At 53.0% G+C, this 20733-nt stretch carries 19 protein-coding genes and 1 tRNA gene; 9 read left to right on the forward strand and 11 right to left on the reverse strand.

Translation table 11 applies throughout. The features are described from left to right. Positions 1-36: 36 nt before the first annotated feature. Positions 37-1128, reverse strand: coding sequence for a CaiB/BaiF CoA transferase family protein (locus FFI90_RS17315; protein WP_144779839.1), 1092 nt, complete (start codon positions 1126-1128; stop codon positions 37-39). Between the two features lie 188 nt (positions 1129-1316). Here FFI90_RS17315 and FFI90_RS17320 point away from each other — a divergent pair, with 188 nt between their 5' ends. Beyond that, entirely contained in the window at positions 1317-2342 is a 1026-nt protein-coding gene (locus FFI90_RS17320; protein ID WP_144779841.1) for an AraC family transcriptional regulator, read from the forward strand. Here the strand turns inward: FFI90_RS17320 and FFI90_RS17325 are convergent. Both FFI90_RS17325 and FFI90_RS17330 read right to left on the reverse strand, forming a co-directional pair. Continuing rightward, positions 2339-3217, reverse strand: coding sequence for a hypothetical protein (locus FFI90_RS17325; RefSeq protein WP_342779390.1), 879 nt, complete (start codon positions 3215-3217; stop codon positions 2339-2341). The genes FFI90_RS17320 and FFI90_RS17325 overlap by 4 nt on opposite strands. Before the next feature lie 5 nt (positions 3218-3222). After that, entirely contained in the window at positions 3223-4641 is a 1419-nt protein-coding gene (locus FFI90_RS17330; protein WP_246123650.1) for a DNA recombination protein RmuC, read from the reverse strand. A gap of 294 nt (positions 4642-4935) precedes the next feature. Between FFI90_RS17330 and FFI90_RS17335 the strand changes: the two genes are divergently transcribed. The 4 genes from FFI90_RS17335 to FFI90_RS17350 all read left to right on the forward strand — a co-directional run bounded on the left by FFI90_RS17335 (position 4936) and on the right by FFI90_RS17350 (position 8706). Then, positions 4936-5310, forward strand: coding sequence for a hypothetical protein (locus FFI90_RS17335; protein WP_144779843.1), 375 nt, complete (start codon positions 4936-4938; stop codon positions 5308-5310). A 129-nt stretch (positions 5311-5439) separates the two neighbouring features. After that, entirely contained in the window at positions 5440-6240 is an 801-nt protein-coding gene (locus tag FFI90_RS17340) for an ATP-dependent zinc protease family protein (RefSeq protein WP_246123652.1), read from the forward strand. Beyond that, positions 6240-7757 (forward strand): inactive transglutaminase family protein, encoded by a 1518-nt coding sequence (locus FFI90_RS17345; RefSeq protein WP_144779845.1) that lies wholly within the window; start codon positions 6240-6242, stop codon positions 7755-7757. The genes FFI90_RS17340 and FFI90_RS17345 overlap by 1 nt, the downstream gene beginning before the upstream one ends. Position 7758: 1 nt before the next feature. Then, a complete protein-coding gene (locus tag FFI90_RS17350) occupies positions 7759-8706 on the forward strand; it encodes an alpha-L-glutamate ligase-like protein (RefSeq protein WP_144779847.1) in 948 nt (315 codons plus the stop codon). A 105-nt stretch (positions 8707-8811) separates the two neighbouring features. Here the strand turns inward: FFI90_RS17350 and FFI90_RS17355 are convergent, their stop codons facing one another. Continuing rightward, on the reverse strand, positions 8812-10404 hold the full coding sequence (locus FFI90_RS17355) for a BCCT family transporter (protein ID WP_144779849.1): 1593 nt from the start codon (positions 10402-10404) through the stop codon (positions 8812-8814). Positions 10405-10674: 270 nt separating this feature from the next. On the opposite strand from FFI90_RS17355, the gene FFI90_RS17360 reads away from it, so the two are divergent. Both FFI90_RS17360 and FFI90_RS17365 read left to right on the forward strand, forming a co-directional pair. Beyond that, positions 10675-12318, forward strand: a complete 1644-nt coding sequence (locus tag FFI90_RS17360; RefSeq protein WP_144779851.1) for an FMN-binding glutamate synthase family protein — start codon at positions 10675-10677, stop codon at positions 12316-12318. A 161-nt stretch (positions 12319-12479) separates the two neighbouring features. Then, positions 12480-12556: transfer RNA gene (locus FFI90_RS17365), tRNA-Pro, on the forward strand. A 231-nt stretch (positions 12557-12787) separates the two neighbouring features. Here the strand turns inward: FFI90_RS17365 and FFI90_RS17370 are convergent. Continuing rightward, positions 12788-13426: an SDR family oxidoreductase gene (locus FFI90_RS17370; RefSeq protein ID WP_144779853.1), complete on the reverse strand. Its 639-nt coding sequence runs from the start codon at positions 13424-13426 to the stop codon at positions 12788-12790. 178 nt (positions 13427-13604) lie between these two features. On the opposite strand from FFI90_RS17370, the gene FFI90_RS17375 reads away from it, so the two are divergent. Beyond that, positions 13605-15038: an aldehyde dehydrogenase family protein gene (locus tag FFI90_RS17375; protein WP_144779855.1), complete on the forward strand. Its 1434-nt coding sequence runs from the start codon at positions 13605-13607 to the stop codon at positions 15036-15038. Positions 15039-15109: 71 nt separating this feature from the next. On the opposite strand, the gene FFI90_RS17380 is transcribed toward FFI90_RS17375, so the two are convergent. Further along, positions 15110-15718 carry a Crp/Fnr family transcriptional regulator gene (locus FFI90_RS17380; protein WP_144779857.1) on the reverse strand — a complete coding sequence of 203 codons (609 nt, stop codon included), beginning with the start codon at positions 15716-15718 and terminating at the stop codon, positions 15110-15112. Between the two features lie 116 nt (positions 15719-15834). Here FFI90_RS17380 and FFI90_RS17385 point away from each other — a divergent pair, with 116 nt between their 5' ends. Continuing rightward, positions 15835-16023 carry a YgaP family membrane protein gene (locus tag FFI90_RS17385; protein WP_144779859.1) on the forward strand — a complete coding sequence of 63 codons (189 nt, stop codon included), beginning with the start codon at positions 15835-15837 and terminating at the stop codon, positions 16021-16023. 68 nt (positions 16024-16091) lie between these two features. On the opposite strand, the gene FFI90_RS17390 is transcribed toward FFI90_RS17385, so the two are convergent. The 5 genes from FFI90_RS17390 to rplT all read right to left on the reverse strand — a co-directional run bounded on the left by FFI90_RS17390 (position 16092) and on the right by rplT (position 20690). After that, positions 16092-16457: a MerR family transcriptional regulator gene (locus FFI90_RS17390; protein WP_144779861.1), complete on the reverse strand. Its 366-nt coding sequence runs from the start codon at positions 16455-16457 to the stop codon at positions 16092-16094. Further along, a complete protein-coding gene (gene ihfA, locus FFI90_RS17395; protein ID WP_071264800.1) occupies positions 16438-16740 on the reverse strand; it encodes an integration host factor subunit alpha in 303 nt (100 codons plus the stop codon). The genes FFI90_RS17390 and ihfA overlap by 20 nt, the downstream gene beginning before the upstream one ends. A gap of 3 nt (positions 16741-16743) precedes the next feature. Further along, complete coding sequence (pheT, locus tag FFI90_RS17400; protein ID WP_144779863.1) at positions 16744-19116, reverse strand: phenylalanine--tRNA ligase subunit beta; 2373 nt, start codon at positions 19114-19116, stop codon at positions 16744-16746. Positions 19117-19176: 60 nt separating this feature from the next. Further along, positions 19177-20175 (reverse strand): phenylalanine--tRNA ligase subunit alpha, encoded by a 999-nt coding sequence (gene pheS / locus FFI90_RS17405; protein WP_144779865.1) that lies wholly within the window; start codon positions 20173-20175, stop codon positions 19177-19179. Positions 20176-20336: 161 nt separating this feature from the next. Then, positions 20337-20690 (reverse strand): 50S ribosomal protein L20, encoded by a 354-nt coding sequence (rplT, locus tag FFI90_RS17410; protein WP_144779867.1) that lies wholly within the window; start codon positions 20688-20690, stop codon positions 20337-20339. Positions 20691-20733 lie beyond the last annotated feature (43 nt).

A 20733-nucleotide genomic window follows, 5' to 3' on the forward strand; every position in this document is an offset into this window, starting at 1 on the left:
CCAAGCTGAGTAATCAGCGCCCACCAAAAGTAATTATCATTTTCCTGGATGGGAGGCTTTACAATCCGTCTTCTCAAACTTGATTGGAAACCCTATCTGCCTCTGCAGCGTGCCATCACCCCGATCAACACCAATTACCATGTCCCGTGCTTTTAGCTGCGGATGATCAGCCGCTTCAGAAATGGTCAATACCGGCTCGACACAGGCGTCTGTATCTGCAAAAATCACCTGCCATTGCGCCAACGTTTTTTGCTGTATCTTTTCACTGAGCGCGGCCTTGAATGCTTTCTGGTGTTCCGGTTTCTGGCTCAGTGCCATGCTTTTCATTTCGGCCAGTTCAAGCACATCACATAGCCTTGCGGAGAACTGCGGCTCCAGGCTTCCTACAGAGAGCCAGCGGTTATCCTGAGTTTTGTAGTAATCGTAGAAGGATCCACCGTTCAGCAAGCTGGTTTCCGGTTTCTGCTCCTGACCGCCGGCCAGGCAAGCAGCGCCGGCCATGCCGTTGAGTGCAAAGGCGGCGTCGGTCATGCTGATATCGACAAACTGCCCTTCTCCCGTTTGCTGGCGATGTATCACCGCCGCGAGTATGCCCATTACCGCATGGTGGGAGCCACCTGCAACATCGGCAATCTGAATGCCCATGGGGGGCGGACCACTCTCGGTACGGCCACAATGGCTACTTACGCCGGCAAGAGCGAGGTAGTTGATGTCATGCCCTGCCCGGTATTTGTAAGGACCCGTTTGGCCGTATCCGGTAATGGCGCAGTAGATAAGCTTGGGGTTAACCGCTTTCAGGGTTTCATAACCTATACCAAGGCGATCCATCACACCGGGGCGGAACTGCTCGACCACAATGTCGTATTCCTTGACCAGTTCCAGAATCATTTCCTTGCTGCCTTCTTTTTTCAGGTTAAGCGCAAGAGACTGCTTGCCCCGGTTCAGAAACCCATGAGCTGTGCTCACTCCCGCATCGTGGGGCGGCATTACACGTGTAAGGTCTACCCGATCTGGAGCTTCGACTCGTAAAACTTCCGCGCCCATATCTGCCAGTAGCATGGTGGCGTATGGCCCGGGCAGCAGGGTGCTGAAATCCAGAATTTTCATCGAGGCCAACGGACCTGCCATGGTGTTCTCCTTCTTTGTAATGTGTTGTTCTGTTTGTTTTTTGAGAGTAACTCCATGCTGCACGCTTTTGCCGTGAAGGCCAACTGCCTGTTTCACCATTCCCATTAGCCGATTCTTACAGTCGCTTCGGTTGCATTGTGACCGGGGGGTTTTATGATAGGTCTCGTTTTCATGAATTGGCGAGTTAGATGTCTGATCTGACAGTTTCACGGCACTTTGTGCAGGCCGCCCTGGCCGGCGCTGAGCACTTGGGGTTTGATACCGGGGAAATGCTCCGGGAAGCAGGTATCCCCCCCGAACTTCTGCGCATCGAGATGGCGAGAGTTAGCAGCGATCAGTTCAGTTTGTTGTTACAGATTGCCTGGAGTCGCATGGATGATGAATTCATGGGCATGGGACCACGGCGGGCCAGGGTTGGCACGTTCGCCACTATGTGTGCGCTGGTTATTGACTGCCCTACGCTGGAGGCTGTTTACGACAGGGCATACCAGTTTTCCCGGCTGTTTGACCCTATGGTTGCCATGAAACTGGAAACCGATACGCAGAAGGTTCGGCTGGTTGCCCATATGGAAGGTGAGATCCACGACCCTCATTACTTTCTGCGGGAGAGCATACTGGTTATCTGGCACCGGTTAGGTAGCTGGCTGATCGGGCAACCGGTGGAGCTTGAGAAAGCAGAGTTCAACTACCCAAGGCCGACTCATGGCGATGAATACCGCCATATTTTTCACTGCCCTCTGGAATTTGAGTCTGACTGCACCGCCCTGACGTTTGATAAACGCTTCCTGGCTGCCCCGGTCATTCGTGACAAACCAGAGATCCGTCAGTTTCTGAAAACCTCACCAGCGGATCTCTTATCCCGACCAGACGAGAGTAATACCTTTACAGGCAAGATCAGAGCGCTCATCGGCCGGGACTTTTCAAAACCCCTGCCCGACTTTGAATGGATTGCGACCGAACTGCACACCAGCCCCCAAACACTGCGCCGAAGGCTTAAGCAGGAAAACACGTCGTTTCAGGAGATCAAGGATTTGCTGCGCAGGGACATGGCAATTTACTACTTGAGCCGGCAGGAACTCTCAATTAATGACATCGCGGAAAAAGTCGGGTTCACAGAGCCCTCAACCTTTCACCGTGCGTTCAAAAAGTGGACAGGGGTTACCCCGGGCGCCCATCGCGAAGGCGAGCGGGGTAACATCAGGATTGAGCACTAGGAGCCCGAAGGGGCCTGCAAATTGCGGATCAGTTTGCCCAGAGTCTGCGCTATTTCCTCAACCTGGCTGCGGTTTGGAGAAAGCTGGAGCAAGCGCGAGCCGTCTCTCGGATCGTATACCCAGCAGGTAGCCACCGCAGGTTCACATCCCCATTCTACTTGAGGTTTTACACCAAAAACCGGAATCTGGCTGGTTGTCCGTGCAACGCCTCCGGAGCTGTTACGCCGGATTTCCTGAATAGAGATGGCGTCACCTCCGCTGCTCAACCGATATTCAATATCCGCGGGGCGGTCGATACGCACAATCGCCTGGTCCTGTCGCCACCCGGCAACACCCAGCAGACTGTTAAGGTGTAAAATGAGCGCTTCGCGGTCAGAGTCTGTAAGGTAAAGCTGGCGCAAAGACGCGCTTCGCTTGACGCCCGCAGGCTCAATCACGGCGATCCTGGCTTCAGCACCAACCTGCGTCACCTGAGACTTCTCTTTTCTTGCGCGCTCAATTCCGGTGATCAGCTTCAGAGCGTCCTGATAATGACTGCCCTCTGTACCCGCCTTGGTCACGTAAGCTTCAAGCGCCGACTGGGCTTCGTTGAAATGCGAAGACTGCAGCATTACTCTGCCACGGTAGTAGTTGTAATCAGCCGGCTTCTCCGCGTCAAGAAGCTGTAAGCGGTTAAGGTATTCACTGGCTTCGCCCCAGTTCTCGGCGGCTACCGATTCTTCGATCGCCAGCATCAGCCTGCGGGTTTCGTGCTCTGGTGCCAGCGCAGCGGCCTGCCCCGCAAACAGCGCTGAAGTGATAACCATAACTCTTGCCAGATGCTTACCATTTGTTATCAAGGCTGAAAAACGGATATTCCCAAAACCTACTGCCATGGTCGTTACTCCTGTTCGTTATCTGCACCAATTGCTTGTCTTTCTGAACCCGGCTGTTCGCGACGTGTTTCCTGCTCGGAATCGACCTCGGCCTGATCCGTAATTGCTTTCGGCAGTTCCCTTTTAACTCGCACTCCAAGCTCAACAAACCGGTTTGCCTGGGAAATAAGGTTGCCGCGCCCTCTGGTTAACGTGTTCATAGCCGAATCGTAGGTAACCTGTGCGGTATGCAGTTGCCCGCCAAGGCGCTCCATGGCTTCCACAAACACCCTGAGTTTGTCATAAACTGCGCCCGCGCGCTCAGCAATCAGTCGCGCATTCTGGCTTTGGCGCTCATACCGCCAGATGTTTTCAATCGTGCGGAGTGTCGCCAGCAGTGTTGTGGGTGTTACTACAATAATCTTTCGCTCAAACGCTTCCGAGAAAAGGTTCTCGTCCTGCTGAAAAGCCGCCACAAATGCCGGTTCTATGGGCATAAACAGCAAAACAAAGTCAGGCGAGTGCAGCCCCCCAAGCTGGCTATAGTCTTTCTCACTGAGAGTGCGAATGTGGTTGCGCACCGCGTCCACGTGATTTTTCAGTGCTTCTTCCCGGGCGCTGTCGTCTTCCTCGACCACCCACTTCTGATAGTCCAGAAGAGACACCTTGGAGTCGATGACCAGATTTCGGCTATCAGGAAGGTGCACCACTACGTCTGGCCTCAGCAGCTGGTTTTCGCCGTCCCGGTAGCTGCCCTGGGTTTCATATTCAACACCCTTGCGCAGCCCGGATTTCTCCAGAACCCGCTCAAGGATCAACTCACCCCAGTTACCCTGAATCTTTTTATCGCCTTTCAGGGCCCGGGTGAGGTTGGCGGCCTCTTCGGTAATTTGTCGATTAAGGTCCTGAAGGGATTTTATCTCGCTGCGAAGGGCCTGCCGATCCCGGGTTTCTGAGGTGTATACATCTTCCACCCGCTTGCGGAAATCCTGCAACTGATCCCGAAATGGGTTAAGCAGGGTATCGAGGCTTGTGCGTGTCTGTTGGGTAAAACGCTCGTTTTTCTGCTCAAAAATCCGGTTGGCGAGATTTTCAAACTCCTGCTTCAGGGCGTCCCGATTGTTTTCCAACAGCGCAAGTTTCTCGGTAGTCGAACGCCGCTCTTCTTTCAGCACCACTTGCTGCTCTCGCAGAACTGCACGAGCTTCGCTCAGCTCACTCGCCAGATCATCAATCTTCGCTCGTTGATTTTGGCGCTCTTCCAACAATTCTCCGATCCGGCGGCTGTGAGCTGCTATGTCAGCTTGCAGGCCCGCCGCCCGATTTTCCGCCTTGGCCCTCGCCAGAAATACGGCAACAATAACTGTGGGTACCAATAGCAACGTCAAAATTGCCGCCACTAACCCCGGTTGGGATACCACAAATTCACTGACGGCCTCAGGCACAGACAAGACTCCTCTGACTTTTACGTATTTATCCGCATTAACGTTAGCTTACGCACGTATTACATTCTATTGGATCGTAATGGGCTTTTCTTTGTCGGTCTTCGGCTGTGGTGGGCGCGTGGCCTGCATCACGACTGTTTGGCAATTTGGTAATGCACCTGAATCCGTCTCTGGACGCGGGACGTAATATCCATTAGAAAGATAAACGTAACCTGCCGTTAGTGGCATTACGCTTTTTTAACGGCATTCGGGCACACTCACAGTCCGAACCAGAGCCAACACGGATAGACGAACATGCTGAAAGAACTCTGGCGAAAGCTGGGCGCGGACTTCCTGCAGGCTGACTGCTCCGGCAATGAGTGCAAAGAAAGCATGCCCGGGATGTATGGCTCAAGCGAGTTTCGCATCCTTCCTCACATCACCCACACCGGTGAGTTTCACCTGGAACGGCTGACCTCCCTGCTGAACAGTCGGTACGGCAAAAGCCCTGCCGATGCTGAAACCAACAGTGACGATGCCATACGCGACCTGATCACTTATGCTGCGCGAGTGCAGGATCAGGACATTCAGCGCGAACTGCTGTTGTTTTATCTGAATTGCTCCCCGGTTATCCAAGAGTACCTGCGTTCTGACGAGGTGCTCGGCACTCGTCATTTTTTCTCCCCTTAACCAACTGTAAAGCAAATACACAGGTCGGTTGTTGTATACTTCCGCTCCAGATATTCTCAGTTCCACACTTTCAGACCGTCATACTCGTGGTATTCCGCGTGTGACCGGCAACCGGCTCAGGGGTTTTTCATGTCTTCTAAACGATTGCGAGCTGGTCTATCGACGTTCTCCGTTGCAGTTCTTGCAGGCACTGTTCTGCTGACGGGATGTTCGGCAGACAGGTATTTCATGGTTCCTAAATCTGACCTGGGCGATATGAATGCCTCAGTTCAAAGCCAGCGTGCCACTCTGGTAACCATGGAGCAGAACGCAACGGTTCGTCATGAGAAGGTTTTAGAGAGCAACGAGGTTGCCACGCAAAAAGTGCTGGAGGCAATTGCGACTCAGGTTGCGAAGCCCTCCTGTCCTCCGATTCCGGCTCAGAAGGCCTGTCCCGCCTCCGATAAAGTAAAAGGCCACGCTGACCGGCTCAAGGGAAAAGTGGTGGTTGGTGAGGTTGAGAATTTCCATCTGGCCGGCCCGGAACTGATCTACAAAGCCCGGATTGACAGCGGAGCTGAAACGTCCTCGATCGACGCACGTAACATCACCCGCTTTGAGCGCGACGGAAGCAACTGGGTTCGCTTTGATGTTCCTGTGCCAGGCACAGAAGACTTTGTCACCCTCGAAAAAGAGATCTCTCGCCGCGTGAAAGTCATCCAGGCCAGCGCCGATGAGGCGGAGCGGCGCGTTGTTGTTGAGCTTCAGTTCTCTATCGGCGACCACCAACAGGTTGCAGAATTCACGCTCGCAGACCGAAGCAATCTTACTTATCAGGCTCTTATCGGCCGGAACGTGCTCCGGGATGTTATGCTGATTGATGTCGGCAAGGAGTATGCAACGGAACTGCCAGAATCAATCCGTAACGATAATGACAACGGGAAAAAATAGTGACTAGCCCCTCCCGCTTACCGTTTTATATTGCCGTTTTCCTGCTTATCAGCGCAGGTATTTCTTTAGCTGTCTGGCGACACATAGAGCTTGGAATTCCCTGGCTAACCGGCGAGCAACGCCCCGTCTGGATGGTGGAAGCCCGTGTTGATTTTGACGGCGCGAACGACTCCGTTGTGGCCAGCCTGAACGTCCCGGCACAACCGCCCGGATTCCAGATTCTGACAGAACAGGCAGCGTCTCCTGGCTATGGCTTCTCAATTATCGACAAGCCCGGAAGCCGTCGTGCGGAATGGACCAAGCGTGAAGTAACGGGTCCACAAACACTGTATTTCAAGGCCCAGTTCATACCCGACCCGGGGGCGGAGCCTGCACCACCCGCTCAGCCGCCCAAAACCAAACAATTGTTCTGGGAAGAGCCCCAAGCGACGGCTGTTCGGGAAATTCTGGCTCAGGCTGAAGCACGCTCAAGCACGCCAGAGAGCATGACGCGGGAGCTGATTCGGCTGATGCAGCCAGATACCCGTATTCAAAACACAACGCTTCTCGTCTCCGAGGAAAACTACCTTCAGCTACTGGTTAACATGCTCAACCATTCCGGCATCCCTGCCAGAACAGCCGATGGCCTCAAGCTTGAAGATGCACGGCGGCGACAGCAGTTGATCCCCTTCCTGCAAATTTATAACGGCGAACGCTGGCTCACGCTTAACCCGAAAACGGCGGCTCAGGGCGTTCCGGACGACCTGCTGCTCTGGCGACAAGGTTCCGAATCGTTGCTGGATGTTGTCGGTGGCGACAATTCCGAGATCAGCTTTTCTATGCTTCGGCAAACCGTGCCAGCCCTCCAGCTTGCAGGCATGCAGTCCAAGGGCAATGGTCTCGGCTTTTTGAGTTTCTATGAACTCCCGATTGAAGAGCAAAGCATGTTCCGCATGCTGCTTCTGCTGCCACTCGGAGCGTTGGTGGTTGCATTCATGCGTATCGTGATCGGTATTCGTACGTCAGGCACTTTCATGCCAGTACTGATTGCAGTTGCCTTTGTTCAAACCACGCTGGTGCCTGGCCTCATCGCCTTCCTGTCGGTGGTTTCCATTGGCCTGGCGATGCGAGGGTACCTCTCCAGCCTGAACCTTTTGCTTGTATCCCGGATATCTGCGCTGATTATTCTGGTCATCTTCATTACGGCCGGCTTAAGTATTTTTGGCTATCAGATGGGCTTCAATACAGGCATGACGGTAACCTTCTTTCCGATGGTCATTATTGCCTGGACGATTGAGCGTATGTCCATTCTCTGGGAGGAAGAAGGCGGCCAGGAAGTTCTGGTTCAGGGGTCCGGCAGTCTGTTCGTTGCGATCTGTGCCTATTTGCTGATGAGCGCTCCTTTGGCGGGCCATCTGACGTTCAACTTCCCCGAGCTTCACTTTGCAGTTCTGGGGCTGATTCTCCTAATGGGTCAGTACACTGGCTACAAGCTCACCGAGCTTAGACGCTTTACGCCAATGAAGGTGTACGACTGATATGGACTGGATCTCGCCGCGCGCACTTAAACGGCTGGGCATGCTGAACATGAATCAGCGCAACGTGGACTATATTGCGCGTTACAACGAACGCTCGTCCTATCCGCTGGTAGACAACAAACTCAAAACAAAACTGGTTGTTGCAGAGTATGGCGTAAAAACGCCCAAACTCCTGCAGGTCGTGAAACAACAGCACGAAATTTCCCACTTCAGGGAAATGGCCGATGAGCTTGCGGGCTTCGCCATCAAGCCTGCGAAAGGCTCCGGCGGAAAAGGCATTACAGTGATCACGGGCCGGGATGAGGAGTACTTTGTAAAAGCCTCCGGGGCCAGAGTTGGCGCGCCTGTGCTGGAGCGACACCTGACTAACATTCTGGCGGGCCTCTATTCTCTGGCCGGCACGCCAGATGTCGCCATTGTTGAAAATCTGGTGGAGTCGGCCCCTTCTCTTGCCAGATACTCTCACCAAGGTGTTCCGGATATACGGATCGTCGTGTTTCAGGGCTACCCGGTTATGGCCATGTTGCGGCTTGCAACCACTGCATCTGATGGCAAAGCCAACCTGCACCAGGGCGCGGTAGGCGTGGGCCTCGACATAGGCACAGGTAAAAGCCTGAATGCGGTGCAATTCAACCGCCCTATCACGCTTCATCCCGACACCGGTCTGGCATTGGAAAACATCAACATTGAGGACTGGGAAGAGATGCTCGAAATGGCCTCACGCTGTTATGAAGCAACAGGCCTGGGCTACATGGGTGTTGATCTTGTGGTAGATGCCAATGAAGGCCCTTTGTTGCTTGAGCTCAACGCTCGCCCCGGTCTGGCAATTCAAATGGCCAACGGACGCGGATTGCTGCCAAGGCTGAGAGCTATTGAAAGTCTGAAACGCCCACACTTTACGCCCAGAGAGCGGGCAAACTACGCAATGAAAACCTTCGCCAGCCTCTAAGCCGCAAGCACTCCGGTCCAGTCGATTTTTCTGATTGCTCGAATGACAAGCATAAAAAAACCGAAGCCGAGGCTCCGGTTTTTTTATGCTTTATTGCTTACACCATTACGACATCTCGCCTCTGGCAATCAGCAACTTACGCTCATGCGTCAGACCTTTCAGCAGGCCCCAGGTCATGATCAGCAGGATTACAGTGAAAGGTAAGCCAGCACTGACTGCGGTTGCCTGGATGGCACCCAGCGCATCTGCACCGCCGCCAAAGATCAAAGCCGCTGCAATGGCCCCTTCCATCACCACCCAGAACACACGCTGTGCTGTGGGCGCATCAGTTTTGCCTCCGGCAGTTATGCTGTCGATAACCAACGAACCAGAATCCGAAGACGTTATAAAGAAAACCAGCACCAATACAATGCCGATAAACGACAAGATGCCTGTAAACGGCAGGTGTTCAAACATCTGGAACGTGGCAAGAGAAACGTCAGTGATGCCCTTTTCTGCAAGCACACCGATACCTTTATCAATCTGCTCCAGCGCTGAGCCACCAAACGAACTCATCCATACCGTGGTAATCACTGTCGGTATGATCAATACAGCTGTCACAAACTCACGAACAGTCCGGCCTTTGGAAACCCGCGCAATAAACATCCCTACGAAAGGTGACCAGGAAATCCACCAGGCCCAGTAGAACACCGTCCAGCCACGCAGCCAGGTTTCGTCTTCACGCCCAAACGGGTTGCTCAATGGCACAATGTTGGTCACATAGCTGACACTGGTCGCCCAGATGTTTTCCAGAATGCTCATGGTTGGGCCGGCAAAAATAATGAAGAACAACAAGATGCCCGCCAAGGCCATGTTGATGTTACTTAGCACTTTAACCCCGCCGTCAAGACCACGCAGCACAGACATAAGCGCAACAGCGGTCACACCAACGATGATAGCCATTTGAACGTTGATGCCAGAACCCATGCCAAACAGGTAGTTCAAGCCGGAAGCCGCTTGCTGCGCACCGAAACCAAGAGAGGTGGCCAGGCCGAAAATGGTCGCAACAACTGCCAGGATATCAATAATATGACCAGGCCAGCCCCACACCTTATCCTTCAGCAGAGGGAAAAAGGCAGAACGGATGGTCAGTGGCATACCCTTATTGAACGAAAAGAACGCTAATGAAAGCGCAACAATAGAATAAACCGCCCAAGGATGAAGGCCCCAATGATACATGGTGGCGCCCATGGCAAGATCACGAGCTTCAGGCGTGTTGGCAGCCACGTCAAAAGGCGTCCCGAACCAGCCAGTGTAGTAGGCCACGGGCTCTGCAACTGCCCAGAACATCAGGCCGATACCCATGCCAGCTGCAAACAGCATGGCAAACCAGGACAGGGTAGAGAACTCAGGCTTGGCATCCATTCCACCCAGGCGAATTTTCCCCACAGGCATGAAAATCAACGCAATACACACGATGACAAAGATGTTGGCACTTAGCAGAAAAAACCAGTCAAAGGTTGCGATGATGTCCAGTTTGGCGCCATCCAGCAATTCCTTGGCCGCCTCCGGGAACATAAGTGTCCCTATGACAAAAACAACCACCAGTATTGCGGTGATCGGAAATACCGGTGCGTGTAGATCCAGCCCGAATGGATTGACATTATCCTGGCCGGCCACGTAATCCGTTTGATACTCGTCTTTAACTACGTCGCCCACGTTTGGCGCCTCCTGGTTCTGAATTTAGTAACGAATACTCTTCACAATCTGGATTCAAACGTTACAGGCGCGCCATATTAATGTTTTGAGCTCAAAACATCAAAACGTCATGATCGGGAACACCAGTTGACAGAATAGACTAGATTCAGAGCGTCGAGACCAAAAGCTTCACCAATCGGATATCAGTCAAGCGCCGTATCGATATACTGGACGCTGAAAAAAAGACAAAAGCCACCATAGAAAGCACCCACGGAGCCAAACGAGATATTCATGGAGAAAACAACCACGTTCCCAATGCGCTACTCAGCCTACGTAATAAGCATTACGGGCTTTATTGTCTCTCTGGCGCTCAGCTTGCACTTTGAGGCGGGTTATATTTTCCCGGGCATATTCGGCGCCCTGGCGGTTCTTGGCACCTACGACATGTTACAAAAAGCGCACACCATCAGTCGCAACTATCCGATCATGGTGCACTTCCGTTATCTTTTTGAATCCATAGGGCCGGAGATTCGCCAGTACTTTATTCAGTCTGATAACGACGAGCAGCCTTTTTCCAGGGATCAGCGCAACATTATCTATCAGCGTGCCAAAAACGTGCTGGACAAACGCCCATTTGGCTCGCAACTGAAAATGTACGAAGACGGCTTCGAGTGGATAAATCATTCCCTCAAACCATCTAAAATCGCGGATAGCAACTTCCGCATTCAGATTGGTTCGCGCTGCGCCAAGCCCTACAACGCAAGCGTTTTCAACATCTCTGCCATGAGCTTTGGTTCACTTTCTGCGAATGCGATTCTGAGCCTGAACACAGGGGCCAAAATGGGCAGCTTCTATCACGACACGGGCGAAGGTTCCATCTCTCGCTATCACAAGCAACCAGGGGGCGATCTGGTCTGGGAAATAGGCTCCGGCTACTTCGGTTGTCGGAATAAAGATGGCTCATTCAGCCCGGAACAGTTTGCAAGAAACGCGACGCTCGATCAGGTAAAAATGATAGAGGTCAAACTATCTCAGGGTGCAAAACCCGGGCACGGAGGCATTCTCCCCGGCGCCAAAGTTACACCTGAAATTGCGGAAGCCCGAGGCGTATCCGTAGGCGAAGACTGCACTTCGCCCGCACAGCACTCGGCATTTTCAACGCCCATTGAAATGCTGGAATTTGTCGACCAACTTCGCGAGCTATCCGGAGGCAAACCGGTCGGCTTCAAATTGGCTATCGGTCACCCTTGGGAGTGGTTTGCCATTGTTAAAGCGATGCTGGAGACCGGGCGCAAACCCGACTTTATTGTTGTGGATGGCGGCGAAGGCGGCACCGGCGCCGCGCCGCTGGAGTTTATCAATCGCATCGGCACGCCCATGACCGAAGCGCTTCTTCTGGTACACAACACTCTGGTGGGCACCAATCTCAGGGAAGATGTCGCCATCGGTGCCGCCGGGAAAATCACTTCGGCATTCAACATTGCGCGTACGCTGGCCTTGGGCGCTGATTGGTGCAACGCTGCCCGCGGCTACATGTTTTCACTGGGCTGCATTCAGGCTCTGAATTGCCATACGGGTCGCTGCCCCAGCGGGGTTGCAACTCAGGACCCCAGAAGAAGCAAAAAGCTGGATGTAGAAGACAAAAGCAAAAGGGTATACAACTTCCACAAAAACACTCTGGATGCCCTGCAAAACCTGTTGGAAGCCTCCGGCTTGCGCCATCCTGGCGAGCTAGGGCCTGAGCACATCGTTCGTCGGGTATCAAAAACAAAAGTGCATGCCTACATCGATCTATTTCCCTTCCTGGCACCCGGCGCACTGCTGGAAGGTAAAACAGGGATGGCGGTCTTCGATAAATACTGGGCCGTATCGGAACCAGACAGCTTTGATCCGCCAGAGTTCGTGCAGCGGCTCAGAGAAACCAAGCTTCGCTAAAAATCCAGGGGCAAAACCCGCAAAGTCTGTTTATTTTTGCTTTGGGCTAGTGTAGACTTCGCTCCCGCTAAGCCACTGAGATTCCTCTTTAAGTCTCTTTGGCACATGTCATCAACGCTTGGCATCAAAGACCGGCTTTGAAATGACTGAAATTAGCAAATCGGGGCGTAGCGCAGCTTGGTAGCGCACTTGCATGGGGTGCAAGGGGTCGTAGGTTCAAATCCTACCGTCCCGACCATATTTTTTTAAAAAAGGCAGGCGCTTGCACAGCGCCTGCCTTTTTTGTGTTTGGGCAATCCAGTATAAATCCAAAAAGCTTCTGCTCTGCAGATACCTTGAATACGCCGCCTCTTCTGCCTGTTAGGCTGTAGAAGAGGCATTCGGATTCACCGGGATACAGATAACGCTTTTCACAGATCTCTTCGCATTAGAAATCTGCGTTACTCTCGATCGCCAGAACCTCCGGACCTTACAGTTTTGCAACTGCCTCAGCCACAGGCGTATCACCAGACACCACGTAAAAGACACTGTCACCGGTTGTATCCGCATCGAGAGTCGCCAGCAAAACGCGTGCAACATCCTGCCGTGGAATTTTACCGATTTCCTCCGGCCTCACACTGACCGAAACCTTGCCCGTACCTTCGTCATTGGTAAGCTGACCCGGGCGAACAATGGTGTAATTCAGGCCGCTGTTTTTCAAATGCTCATCGGCGTTGTGCTTGGCTTGCAGATAATGACGAAGTTTTTCAGGCCCGTTATCCGGCTCCTCCGCACCAATACTGCTCACGATGACAAATCGTTTTATACCCATGGCCTTGGCCGTATCAATCAGGCGGATAGCACCATTCTGGTCGACATCAGTGGTTTTTTCCGGCCCCGTATGCGGGCCGGAGCCAGCGGCGAAGATGACTGCATCACAGCCTTTCATAGCCTCGCTGCAATCTTTCTCCAGATCTCCCAACACGGTTTCAGTAGCGCCCAACTGCTGCAATTCCGGCCCTTGGTCGGGGTGCCGAATCATGGCCCGCACCTCATGATCGCTGTTTGCCATTTCACGCAACAGGTGTTGCCCTATCTGTCCGTTAGCTCCCGCAATGAACACATGCATGGCGAATCTCCTGATTGGTTATTTCTAATGGTTACGATCTATAGATCAGTGCAAGACTCGCTCAATTCAACCCATGCCCTCCCGTTTTAGATGAAATAGCTTAGCGCCCTCACCTGCCCAGGCTCTACAGCCCACCAATCTGCTATCATGGCTAAAATTCCCAACGAAGAGCTGAATCATGATGGATGCAACCAAGTTTTACATTAATGGGAAATGGGTCACACCTGAGGGAACCCAGCACCTGGACGTTATCAACCCTTCTGATGAGAAAGGATTTTCCACGATAACACTGGGTTCAAAGGCCGATACGGACAACGCTGTCAGTGCTGCAAGAAAGGCCTTCCCCGCCTGGTCGACCTCTACCAAAGAACAGCGTATTGAGCTGCTTGAACGCTTGTTCGAAATCTATAAGGCCCGCGCTGAAGAGATGGCTCAAACCATCAGCCAGGAAATGGGCGCCCCCATTGATCTTGCAAGAAGCGCACAGGTTGGCGCCGGCGCGGCACACCTGAAAAACACCATTCGCGCGTTGAAGTCTTTCAGCTTTGAGCACCCCCTGGGTGACCACGCACCGGACAACATCATTCTGCACGAGCCGGTAGGTGTCTGTGCGTTGATAACTCCCTGGAACTGGCCGATGAACCAGGTAATGCTGAAGGTAGCTCCGGCGCTAGCGGCAGGCTGCACGGTGGTTATCAAGCCATCTGAAATCTCGCCCCTGTCGGCAATGCTTCTTGCCGAGATGATTGACAACTCGGGCTTCCCGGATGGCGTTTTCAACCTTGTTAACGGCGATGGCGCAGGCGTTGGCTCGCAACTCTCCGAGCATCCGGATGTTGATCTGGTCAGCTTTACCGGCTCCACTCGCGCCGGCAAAGCGATAACAATTGCTGCCGCAGACACGATGAAACGAATCGGTCTCGAGCTGGGCGGCAAAGGCGCCAATATCATCTTTGCGGACGCTGATGAGAAAGCAGTGACCCGTGGTGTACGCCACTGCTTCGCTAACTCCGGCCAATCATGCAACGCTCCTACACGAATGCTGGTGGAAAAGTCTGTTTACAAACAGGCGGTTGAAACCGCAGCTATGATTGCAGGTAAAACCGACGTGGGTCTCGCAGGTAACGAAGGTCGACATATCGGACCCCTAGTCTCGGAGCAGCAGTTCCAGAAGGTTCAGGCGTTGATCAAAAAGGGTATCGAAGAAGGTGCGACGCTGGCCGCTGGTGGCGAAGGCCGGCCAGAAGGATTTGAGGAAGGCTATTTCGTGAAACCAACCGTGTTCGCGGATGTAACACCCGGCATGACCATTTGGAGCGAAGAGATTTTCGGTCCGGTTCTGGCCATCACGCCTTTTGAAACAGAAGAAGAAGCGATAGAGCTGGCGAACGATACGCTCTACGGGCTTACTAACTACATCCAGACTTCTGACAAAGACAAAGCCCGCAGGGTCGCCAGGCAGGTCAGATCGGGCATGGTGGAAATTAACGGCAAGTCCGGATCGGCAGGCTTTCCATTCGGCGGTATGAAGCAGTCCGGCAATGGCAGCCGCGAAGGTGGTGTCTGGGGCCTGGAAGAGTTCCTTGAAGTTAAATCTGTCACCGACTGGTAAGGTTTACTACAGTTGGTTAAAGCATAACCAATCGCCCCGGAGCGCCAAAGAGGATCTCCGGGGCGATTGCCTTACAAGCCCGTCACATCAATTCTACCACGTGACAATTGCACCCTGCCCTTGCGTTCAAGCTCTTTCAACAACCGGCTTACAACCTCTCTGGCGGTTCCCAGCTCAACTGCAAGCGCTTGATGAGTGATATGGATAGGACTGCACCGCGCGGCTAACCATTCCTCAAGGCGCTCATCCATTCGGCGAAAGGCCACCTCTTCCACCAGCAACATAAGGTCGTCAAGTCGACGCCCATACGATTCCATAATTCCCAGACGAAAGGCAGCTGACTGATCCATCAGCCGGTCAAACAGGCCTCGAGGAACCAGAGCAGCTACAGACTCCTCTTCTACAAAAGCCTCTGCCCGATAACCATAGCCTGTCATCAGGCAGCCAATCGACAAGGTACAAATGTCATCGGCGCCCATGCGGTACAACACGATGCTGTTACCGGAAATGCCTGTCATCTGCACTTTAACGGCACCACTAAGCATCAGGGGCAGGCCTTTGCAATGCTCACCCGCGCTAAACAGGATTTTCCCGGGCGGAAAACGCATAACCTGAATACTTTCAGCAGCCTCCTTTCGGAGCTCTGGAGGCAGGATTTCCAGAATACTGTGGCGCAACATGAGCTTTCCCTGTGCTTTTTATACTGACAACACCAGTGTGACTTTATCACTGAACTGGCTCGCTGTGAGCGCTAAAGTAGCAACCGTAGCCTCGTACCAACACAGGAGAACGGATCATGAGCGTTAATATGGGTTCTGCAGACCGGATCATTCGTGCCCTTGTCGGAATTATACTTCTGGGGCTGGTGTTTGTCGGACCACAAACACCGTGGGGCTGGATTGGCATTGTGCTCTTGGCGACTGCGCTGATGGGCAACTGCCCAGCGTATTCACTGCTCGGTATAAAAACCTGCAAAAAGCAGTAAGTTAAGCCAGATACAAAAAAGCCGAAGTGATGGAGAATCACTTCGGCTTTTTTGTTTGGCGAGCCTGGTTATTTTACGGATGCGTTGAGCACATCCAGCACCTCTTCCAGCTCGGATATCATCTGCCGAATAAGCTGCTTGTAGTGAGTGGTATCGTCCTTCACCTCATGGCTGCTAAGCTTCTGCTTGGCACCACCAATCGTGTATCCCTGTTCGTATAGCAAGCTGCGTATCTGCCGGATGGTAATGACATCCGCACGCTGATAATACCGGCGGTTACCCCGGCGCTTTACAGGGGACAGCTGCGGGAATTCCTGCTCCCAATAGCGCAGCACATGGGCTTTTACTGCACATAGATCCGCTACCTCACCGATCGTGAAGTAACGCTTCCCGGGAATAGCGGGGAGTTCGTTGTTATGACTGGGTTCCAACATACGCTTCTACTTTCTGTTTCAGTTTCTGTCCCGGGCGAAACGTAACAACACGTCGGGCGCTTATAGGAATCTCTTCACCGGTTTTCGGGTTTCGTCCAGGACGCTGCTTTTTATCACGCAGGTCAAAGTTCCCGAAACCCGACAGTTTTACCTGTTCGTTGTGGCTGAGCGCGCCTCTGATCTCGTCGAAAAAAGCTTCCACCATTTCCTTGGCTTCGCGTTTGTTCAGGCCCAATTCCTCATACAAGCGCTCCGCCATTTCCGCTTTCGTCAAAGCCGCCATCTCTCAACTCCTCAGTGTTGCCTCCAACTCTTCCTTCAATGCGTCGATGACACCGTTGAAGAGCGAATGCACCTCATCTTCATTCAACGTGCGCTCAGGATGCTGCCAGAACAGACTTAACGCCAGGCTTCGGTTGCCCTCACCCAGGCTCTCTCCTTCGTATACATCAAACGCACGCAACGCCGTAAGTCGCTCGCCGGCATGCTTTCGGGCTACACGCTCAACATCGGCAAACGCAACTTCACTACTGATAATGATAGCCAAATCCCGGCGAACTTCCGGAAATTTTGAAATTTCTTTGAAATTAGGCACATATCCGGTAATGATCGAATTCAAGGATAGCTCAAACATCAGAATCGTGCCATTAAGTTCAAGATTTTTCTGAACTTGCGGGTGCAATGTGCCCAGCCATCCGACATGTTCGCCATCCCGAAGGAGTTCAGCTGTCTGGCCCGGGTGCAGAGCCGGATGTCGGCTTCCCACAAACCCGACTTCAATACCCAGCAAACTGAACAGCCCTTCCAACTCTCCTTTTACATCAAAGAAGTCCGCGGTTCTGCGACCGTTTACCCAATTTTCAGGGTATTGTGACCCGACTACCACGCCCGCCAACATCGGCCGCTGGTCAATGCGCTGATCATCCTGCAGGAAACGCAAACCTGTTTCGAACAACCGAATGCGTGACTGCTGCCGGTTCTGGTTATGGGCAACCGTTTTCAGAAGACCGCTCCAGAGGCTTGTCCGCATCACCGACAGATCCGATGAAATCGGATTCGCCAGCGCAATGCCTTCATGCTCGGGATCTATCTGGTCCTGCACCTTCGGATCCACAAAGCTGTAGGTGATCGCCTCCTGATAGCCATGGGAAACAAAGTAATCATGTATCGCTGAAACCGGGCGAACAGCTTCTTCGTTTGCTTTGAGACCAAGGGAGCCAGTCGGCTCGGTAACCGGCAGGTTGTTGTAACCGTAGATTCGACCCACTTCTTCGATTAAGTCTTCTTCAATGGAAATATCGGGGCGAAAGCTGGGGACATTGATGCGCCAACCGTTCTTCAACAATTTACCGATGGTCAAACCAAGCCGAATCAGGATTTCTTCAACTTTGGTGCGGTCGATGTCGAGACCCAGAACATCGGCCAGACGCTGTGAACGGAGATCAATGGTGCGCTCTTTCGGCAGATGCTCAGCACTGACCACCTCAACAATTTCACCAGGCTCGCCGCCTACAATGTCCATGAGCAAGCGGGTTGCACGCTCCATGGCGTTACGGGCAAGTTCATAGTCAACACCACGTTCAAAGCGGTGCGACGCATCCGTATGCAAGCCGTAGTGTCGAGCCTTGCCCGCGAGGGTGATCGGGTCGAAGTAGGCTGCTTCAAGTACCAGATCGCGTGTTTTGGGGCTAACACCTGAATGCTCGCCACCCATAATACCGGCTATAGCAATGGGCTTTTCATGATCTGCGATAACGAGCGTCTGCTCCGTCAGCTCAACTTCCTGGCCGTCCAGCAGCACCAGCTTCTCTGCCGGAAGTGCCATACGCACGACAATGCCTTGGCTTATCTCATCGCGATCAAATGCGTGCAGCGGCTGCCCCTGCTCCAGCATCACGAAGTTGGTCACATCCACAGCCGCATCAATTGAACGAACGCCGGATCTCCGGAGTTTTTCCTGCATCCACAAGGGTGTCTCTGCCTGGAGATCCACATTGCGAAGAATACGGCCCAGGTAACGCGGACAGCCCGCAGGAGCATCAATACGTATATCGGGCACCTCAGAGTGCACAGCCTCAACCGGGTCGATCTGCGGCACCTGGGGAACGATACTGTTCAGAACGCCAACTTCACGAGCAATACCTTTGATAGAAAGGCAGTCACTGCGGTTAGGTGTCAGATCCACATCGATGGCAACATCGTTCAGCTTGAGATAATCACTTACCGCTACCCCTACCGGTGCATCGCCAGGCAGCTCCATGATGCCGTCATGGTCTTCGGATAATCCCAGCTCTGATCCTGAACACAGCATTCCTTCAGACGGCTGGCCACGGAGTTTTGCTTTCCGGATCTTGAAATCACCGGGCAGTACTGCGCCAATCACGGCAAAAGGCACCTTGATACCCTGACGCACGTTCGGAGCACCGCACACAACCTGAACGGTCTGGTTGCCATCACTTACCTGGCACACACGGAGTTTGTCGGCGTCCGGGTGGGGCTCCGCAGACAGCACTTCTCCAACCACCACCCCTTGAAATTTACCGGCTACAGGCTCGAAGCCATCGACTTCCAGTCCTGCCATTGTGATCTGGTCCATCAACTCCTGAGAGCTGATTTCCGGGTTAACCCATTCGCGCAGCCACTGCTCACTGAATTTCATGGTTATTGCCTTATTCTGATGCGGTTTCGACGTTTGATTTGGATGCCATAAAGCGCCGTATTAACGGAACTGACGCAGAAAACGCAGATCGTTCTCAAAGAACATCCGCAAGTCGTTCACGCCATAACGGAGCATGGCCAGACGCTCTACGCCCATACCGAATGCAAAGCCCCGGTACTCCTCGGCATCAATGCCGCAATACCCGAATACCTTGGGGTGCACCATGCCGCAACCCATAATTTCCAGCCATTTGATGCTGCCATCGGCTTCCCGACCCCACTCAATATCCACCTCGGCGGAGGGCTCAGTGAACGGGAAATAGGACGGACGAAAGCGCACTTGAAGGTCGCGCTCAAAAAACACCCGAAGAAACTCTTCTACCGTACTTTTCAGATCGGCAAAACTGACATTTTTTTCGACCAGCAACCCTTCAACCTGATGGAACATCGGGGTATGGGTCATATCCGAATCACAACGATAGACCCGCCCTGGGCAGATCATGCGAAACGGGGGTTTTCCGGCTTCCATGGTGCGAATCTGCACCGGGGACGTGTGGGTGCGCAGCAAGGTGCCGGGATTAAAATAGAAGGTATCATGCATAGCCCGGGCGGGATGGTGGCCCGGAATGTTGAGAGCTTCGAAGTTGTGGTAGTCATCTTCAATTTCCGGTCCCTGCTCTACGGTGTAGCCGGCACGGGAAAAGAAGTCTTCGATGCGCTGGAGGGTTCGGGTAACCGGGTGCAATCCACCAAGATCCTGACCGCGACCAGGAAGGCTTACGTCTATGGATTCACCGGCAAGCTTCTGTTCAATGACAATCCGCTCAAGGTCACTGCGCCGCGCATTAATTGCTTGCTCAACCTGCCCTTTTGCCTCATTTATCTTCTGGCCGGCTGCGGGACGTTCCTCTGCAGAGAGCTTGCCCAGAGTTTTCGCTTGCTGGGTAATTACGCCTTTCTTGCCGAGGTATTCCACACGAATTTGATCAAGCGCCTGCAAGCTGTCGGCTTGTTCTACTGCTGCCAAACCGCCCTGAACCAGTTGCTCCAGGTTTTCCATTGACCCTGCTCCAAACCAGAAGTGAGAATTTCAAAAAATTGAAATCTTGAAACAAAAATAGGGGAAGAGCGTGCCCTTCCCCTATTAAACAGTGTCTGTTGCGCTTAATGGATAAGCGCCTGACACCGGATCGATTCGCAATCGATGAAAGAGCTAAGCGATCAGAGAGATGCTTTGGCTGTATCAACAACAGCGGCAAACGCCTGCTGCTCGTTCATGGCCAGGTCAGCCAGAACCTTACGATCGATCTCAACGTTTGCCTTTTTCAGACCAGCGATCAAACGGCTGTATGACAGACCGTTAGCTCGGGCACCGGCGTTGATACGTGCAATCCACAGAGCGCGGAATGAACGCTTACGGTTACGACGGTCGCGATATGCGTACTGACCGGCTTTGATAACCGCTTGCTTGGCAACGCGGAACACACGGCTACGAGCACCGTAGTAACCCTTGGCCTGCTTTAAAATCTTCTTATGACGACGACGTGCAACCACGCCACGCTTAACACGAGCCATACTTTAATCCTTCTACCTTAAAACCGTTGTGAGTGTATTGCTG

This window comes from Marinobacter maritimus (assembly GCF_007671675.1).
Taxonomy (GTDB): Bacteria; Pseudomonadota; Gammaproteobacteria; order Pseudomonadales; family Oleiphilaceae; genus Marinobacter; species Marinobacter maritimus.

Excerpts from the sequence above, each read along its gene's own strand:
- pheT (WP_144779863.1), bottom strand. The coding sequence starts at position 19,116 with ATGAAATTCAGTGAGCAGTGGCTGCGCGAATGGGTTAACCCGGAAATC.
- FFI90_RS17360 (WP_144779851.1), top strand. The coding sequence starts at position 10,675 with ATGGAGAAAACAACCACGTTCCCAATGCGCTACTCAGCCTACGTAATA.
- FFI90_RS17325 (WP_342779390.1), bottom strand. The coding sequence starts at position 3,217 with ATGGCAGTAGGTTTTGGGAATATCCGTTTTTCAGCCTTGATAACAAAT.
- ihfA (WP_071264800.1), bottom strand. The coding sequence starts at position 16,740 with ATGGCGGCTTTGACGAAAGCGGAAATGGCGGAGCGCTTGTATGAGGAA.
- FFI90_RS17380 (WP_144779857.1), bottom strand. The coding sequence starts at position 15,718 with ATGTTGCGCCACAGTATTCTGGAAATCCTGCCTCCAGAGCTCCGAAAG.
- FFI90_RS17370 (WP_144779853.1), bottom strand. The coding sequence starts at position 13,426 with ATGCATGTGTTCATTGCGGGAGCTAACGGACAGATAGGGCAACACCTG.
- FFI90_RS17390 (WP_144779861.1), bottom strand. The coding sequence starts at position 16,457 with ATGTTGGAACCCAGTCATAACAACGAACTCCCCGCTATTCCCGGGAAG.
- FFI90_RS17315 (WP_144779839.1), bottom strand. The coding sequence starts at position 1,128 with ATGGCAGGTCCGTTGGCCTCGATGAAAATTCTGGATTTCAGCACCCTG.
- FFI90_RS17335 (WP_144779843.1), top strand. The coding sequence starts at position 4,936 with ATGCTGAAAGAACTCTGGCGAAAGCTGGGCGCGGACTTCCTGCAGGCT.
- FFI90_RS17375 (WP_144779855.1), top strand. The coding sequence starts at position 13,605 with ATGATGGATGCAACCAAGTTTTACATTAATGGGAAATGGGTCACACCT.
- FFI90_RS17320 (WP_144779841.1), top strand. The coding sequence starts at position 1,317 with ATGTCTGATCTGACAGTTTCACGGCACTTTGTGCAGGCCGCCCTGGCC.
- FFI90_RS17385 (WP_144779859.1), top strand. The coding sequence starts at position 15,835 with ATGAGCGTTAATATGGGTTCTGCAGACCGGATCATTCGTGCCCTTGTC.
- FFI90_RS17350 (WP_144779847.1), top strand. The coding sequence starts at position 7,759 with ATGGACTGGATCTCGCCGCGCGCACTTAAACGGCTGGGCATGCTGAAC.
- FFI90_RS17340 (WP_246123652.1), top strand. The coding sequence starts at position 5,440 with ATGTCTTCTAAACGATTGCGAGCTGGTCTATCGACGTTCTCCGTTGCA.
- pheS (WP_144779865.1), bottom strand. The coding sequence starts at position 20,175 with ATGGAAAACCTGGAGCAACTGGTTCAGGGCGGTTTGGCAGCAGTAGAA.
- rplT (WP_144779867.1), bottom strand. The coding sequence starts at position 20,690 with ATGGCTCGTGTTAAGCGTGGCGTGGTTGCACGTCGTCGTCATAAGAAG.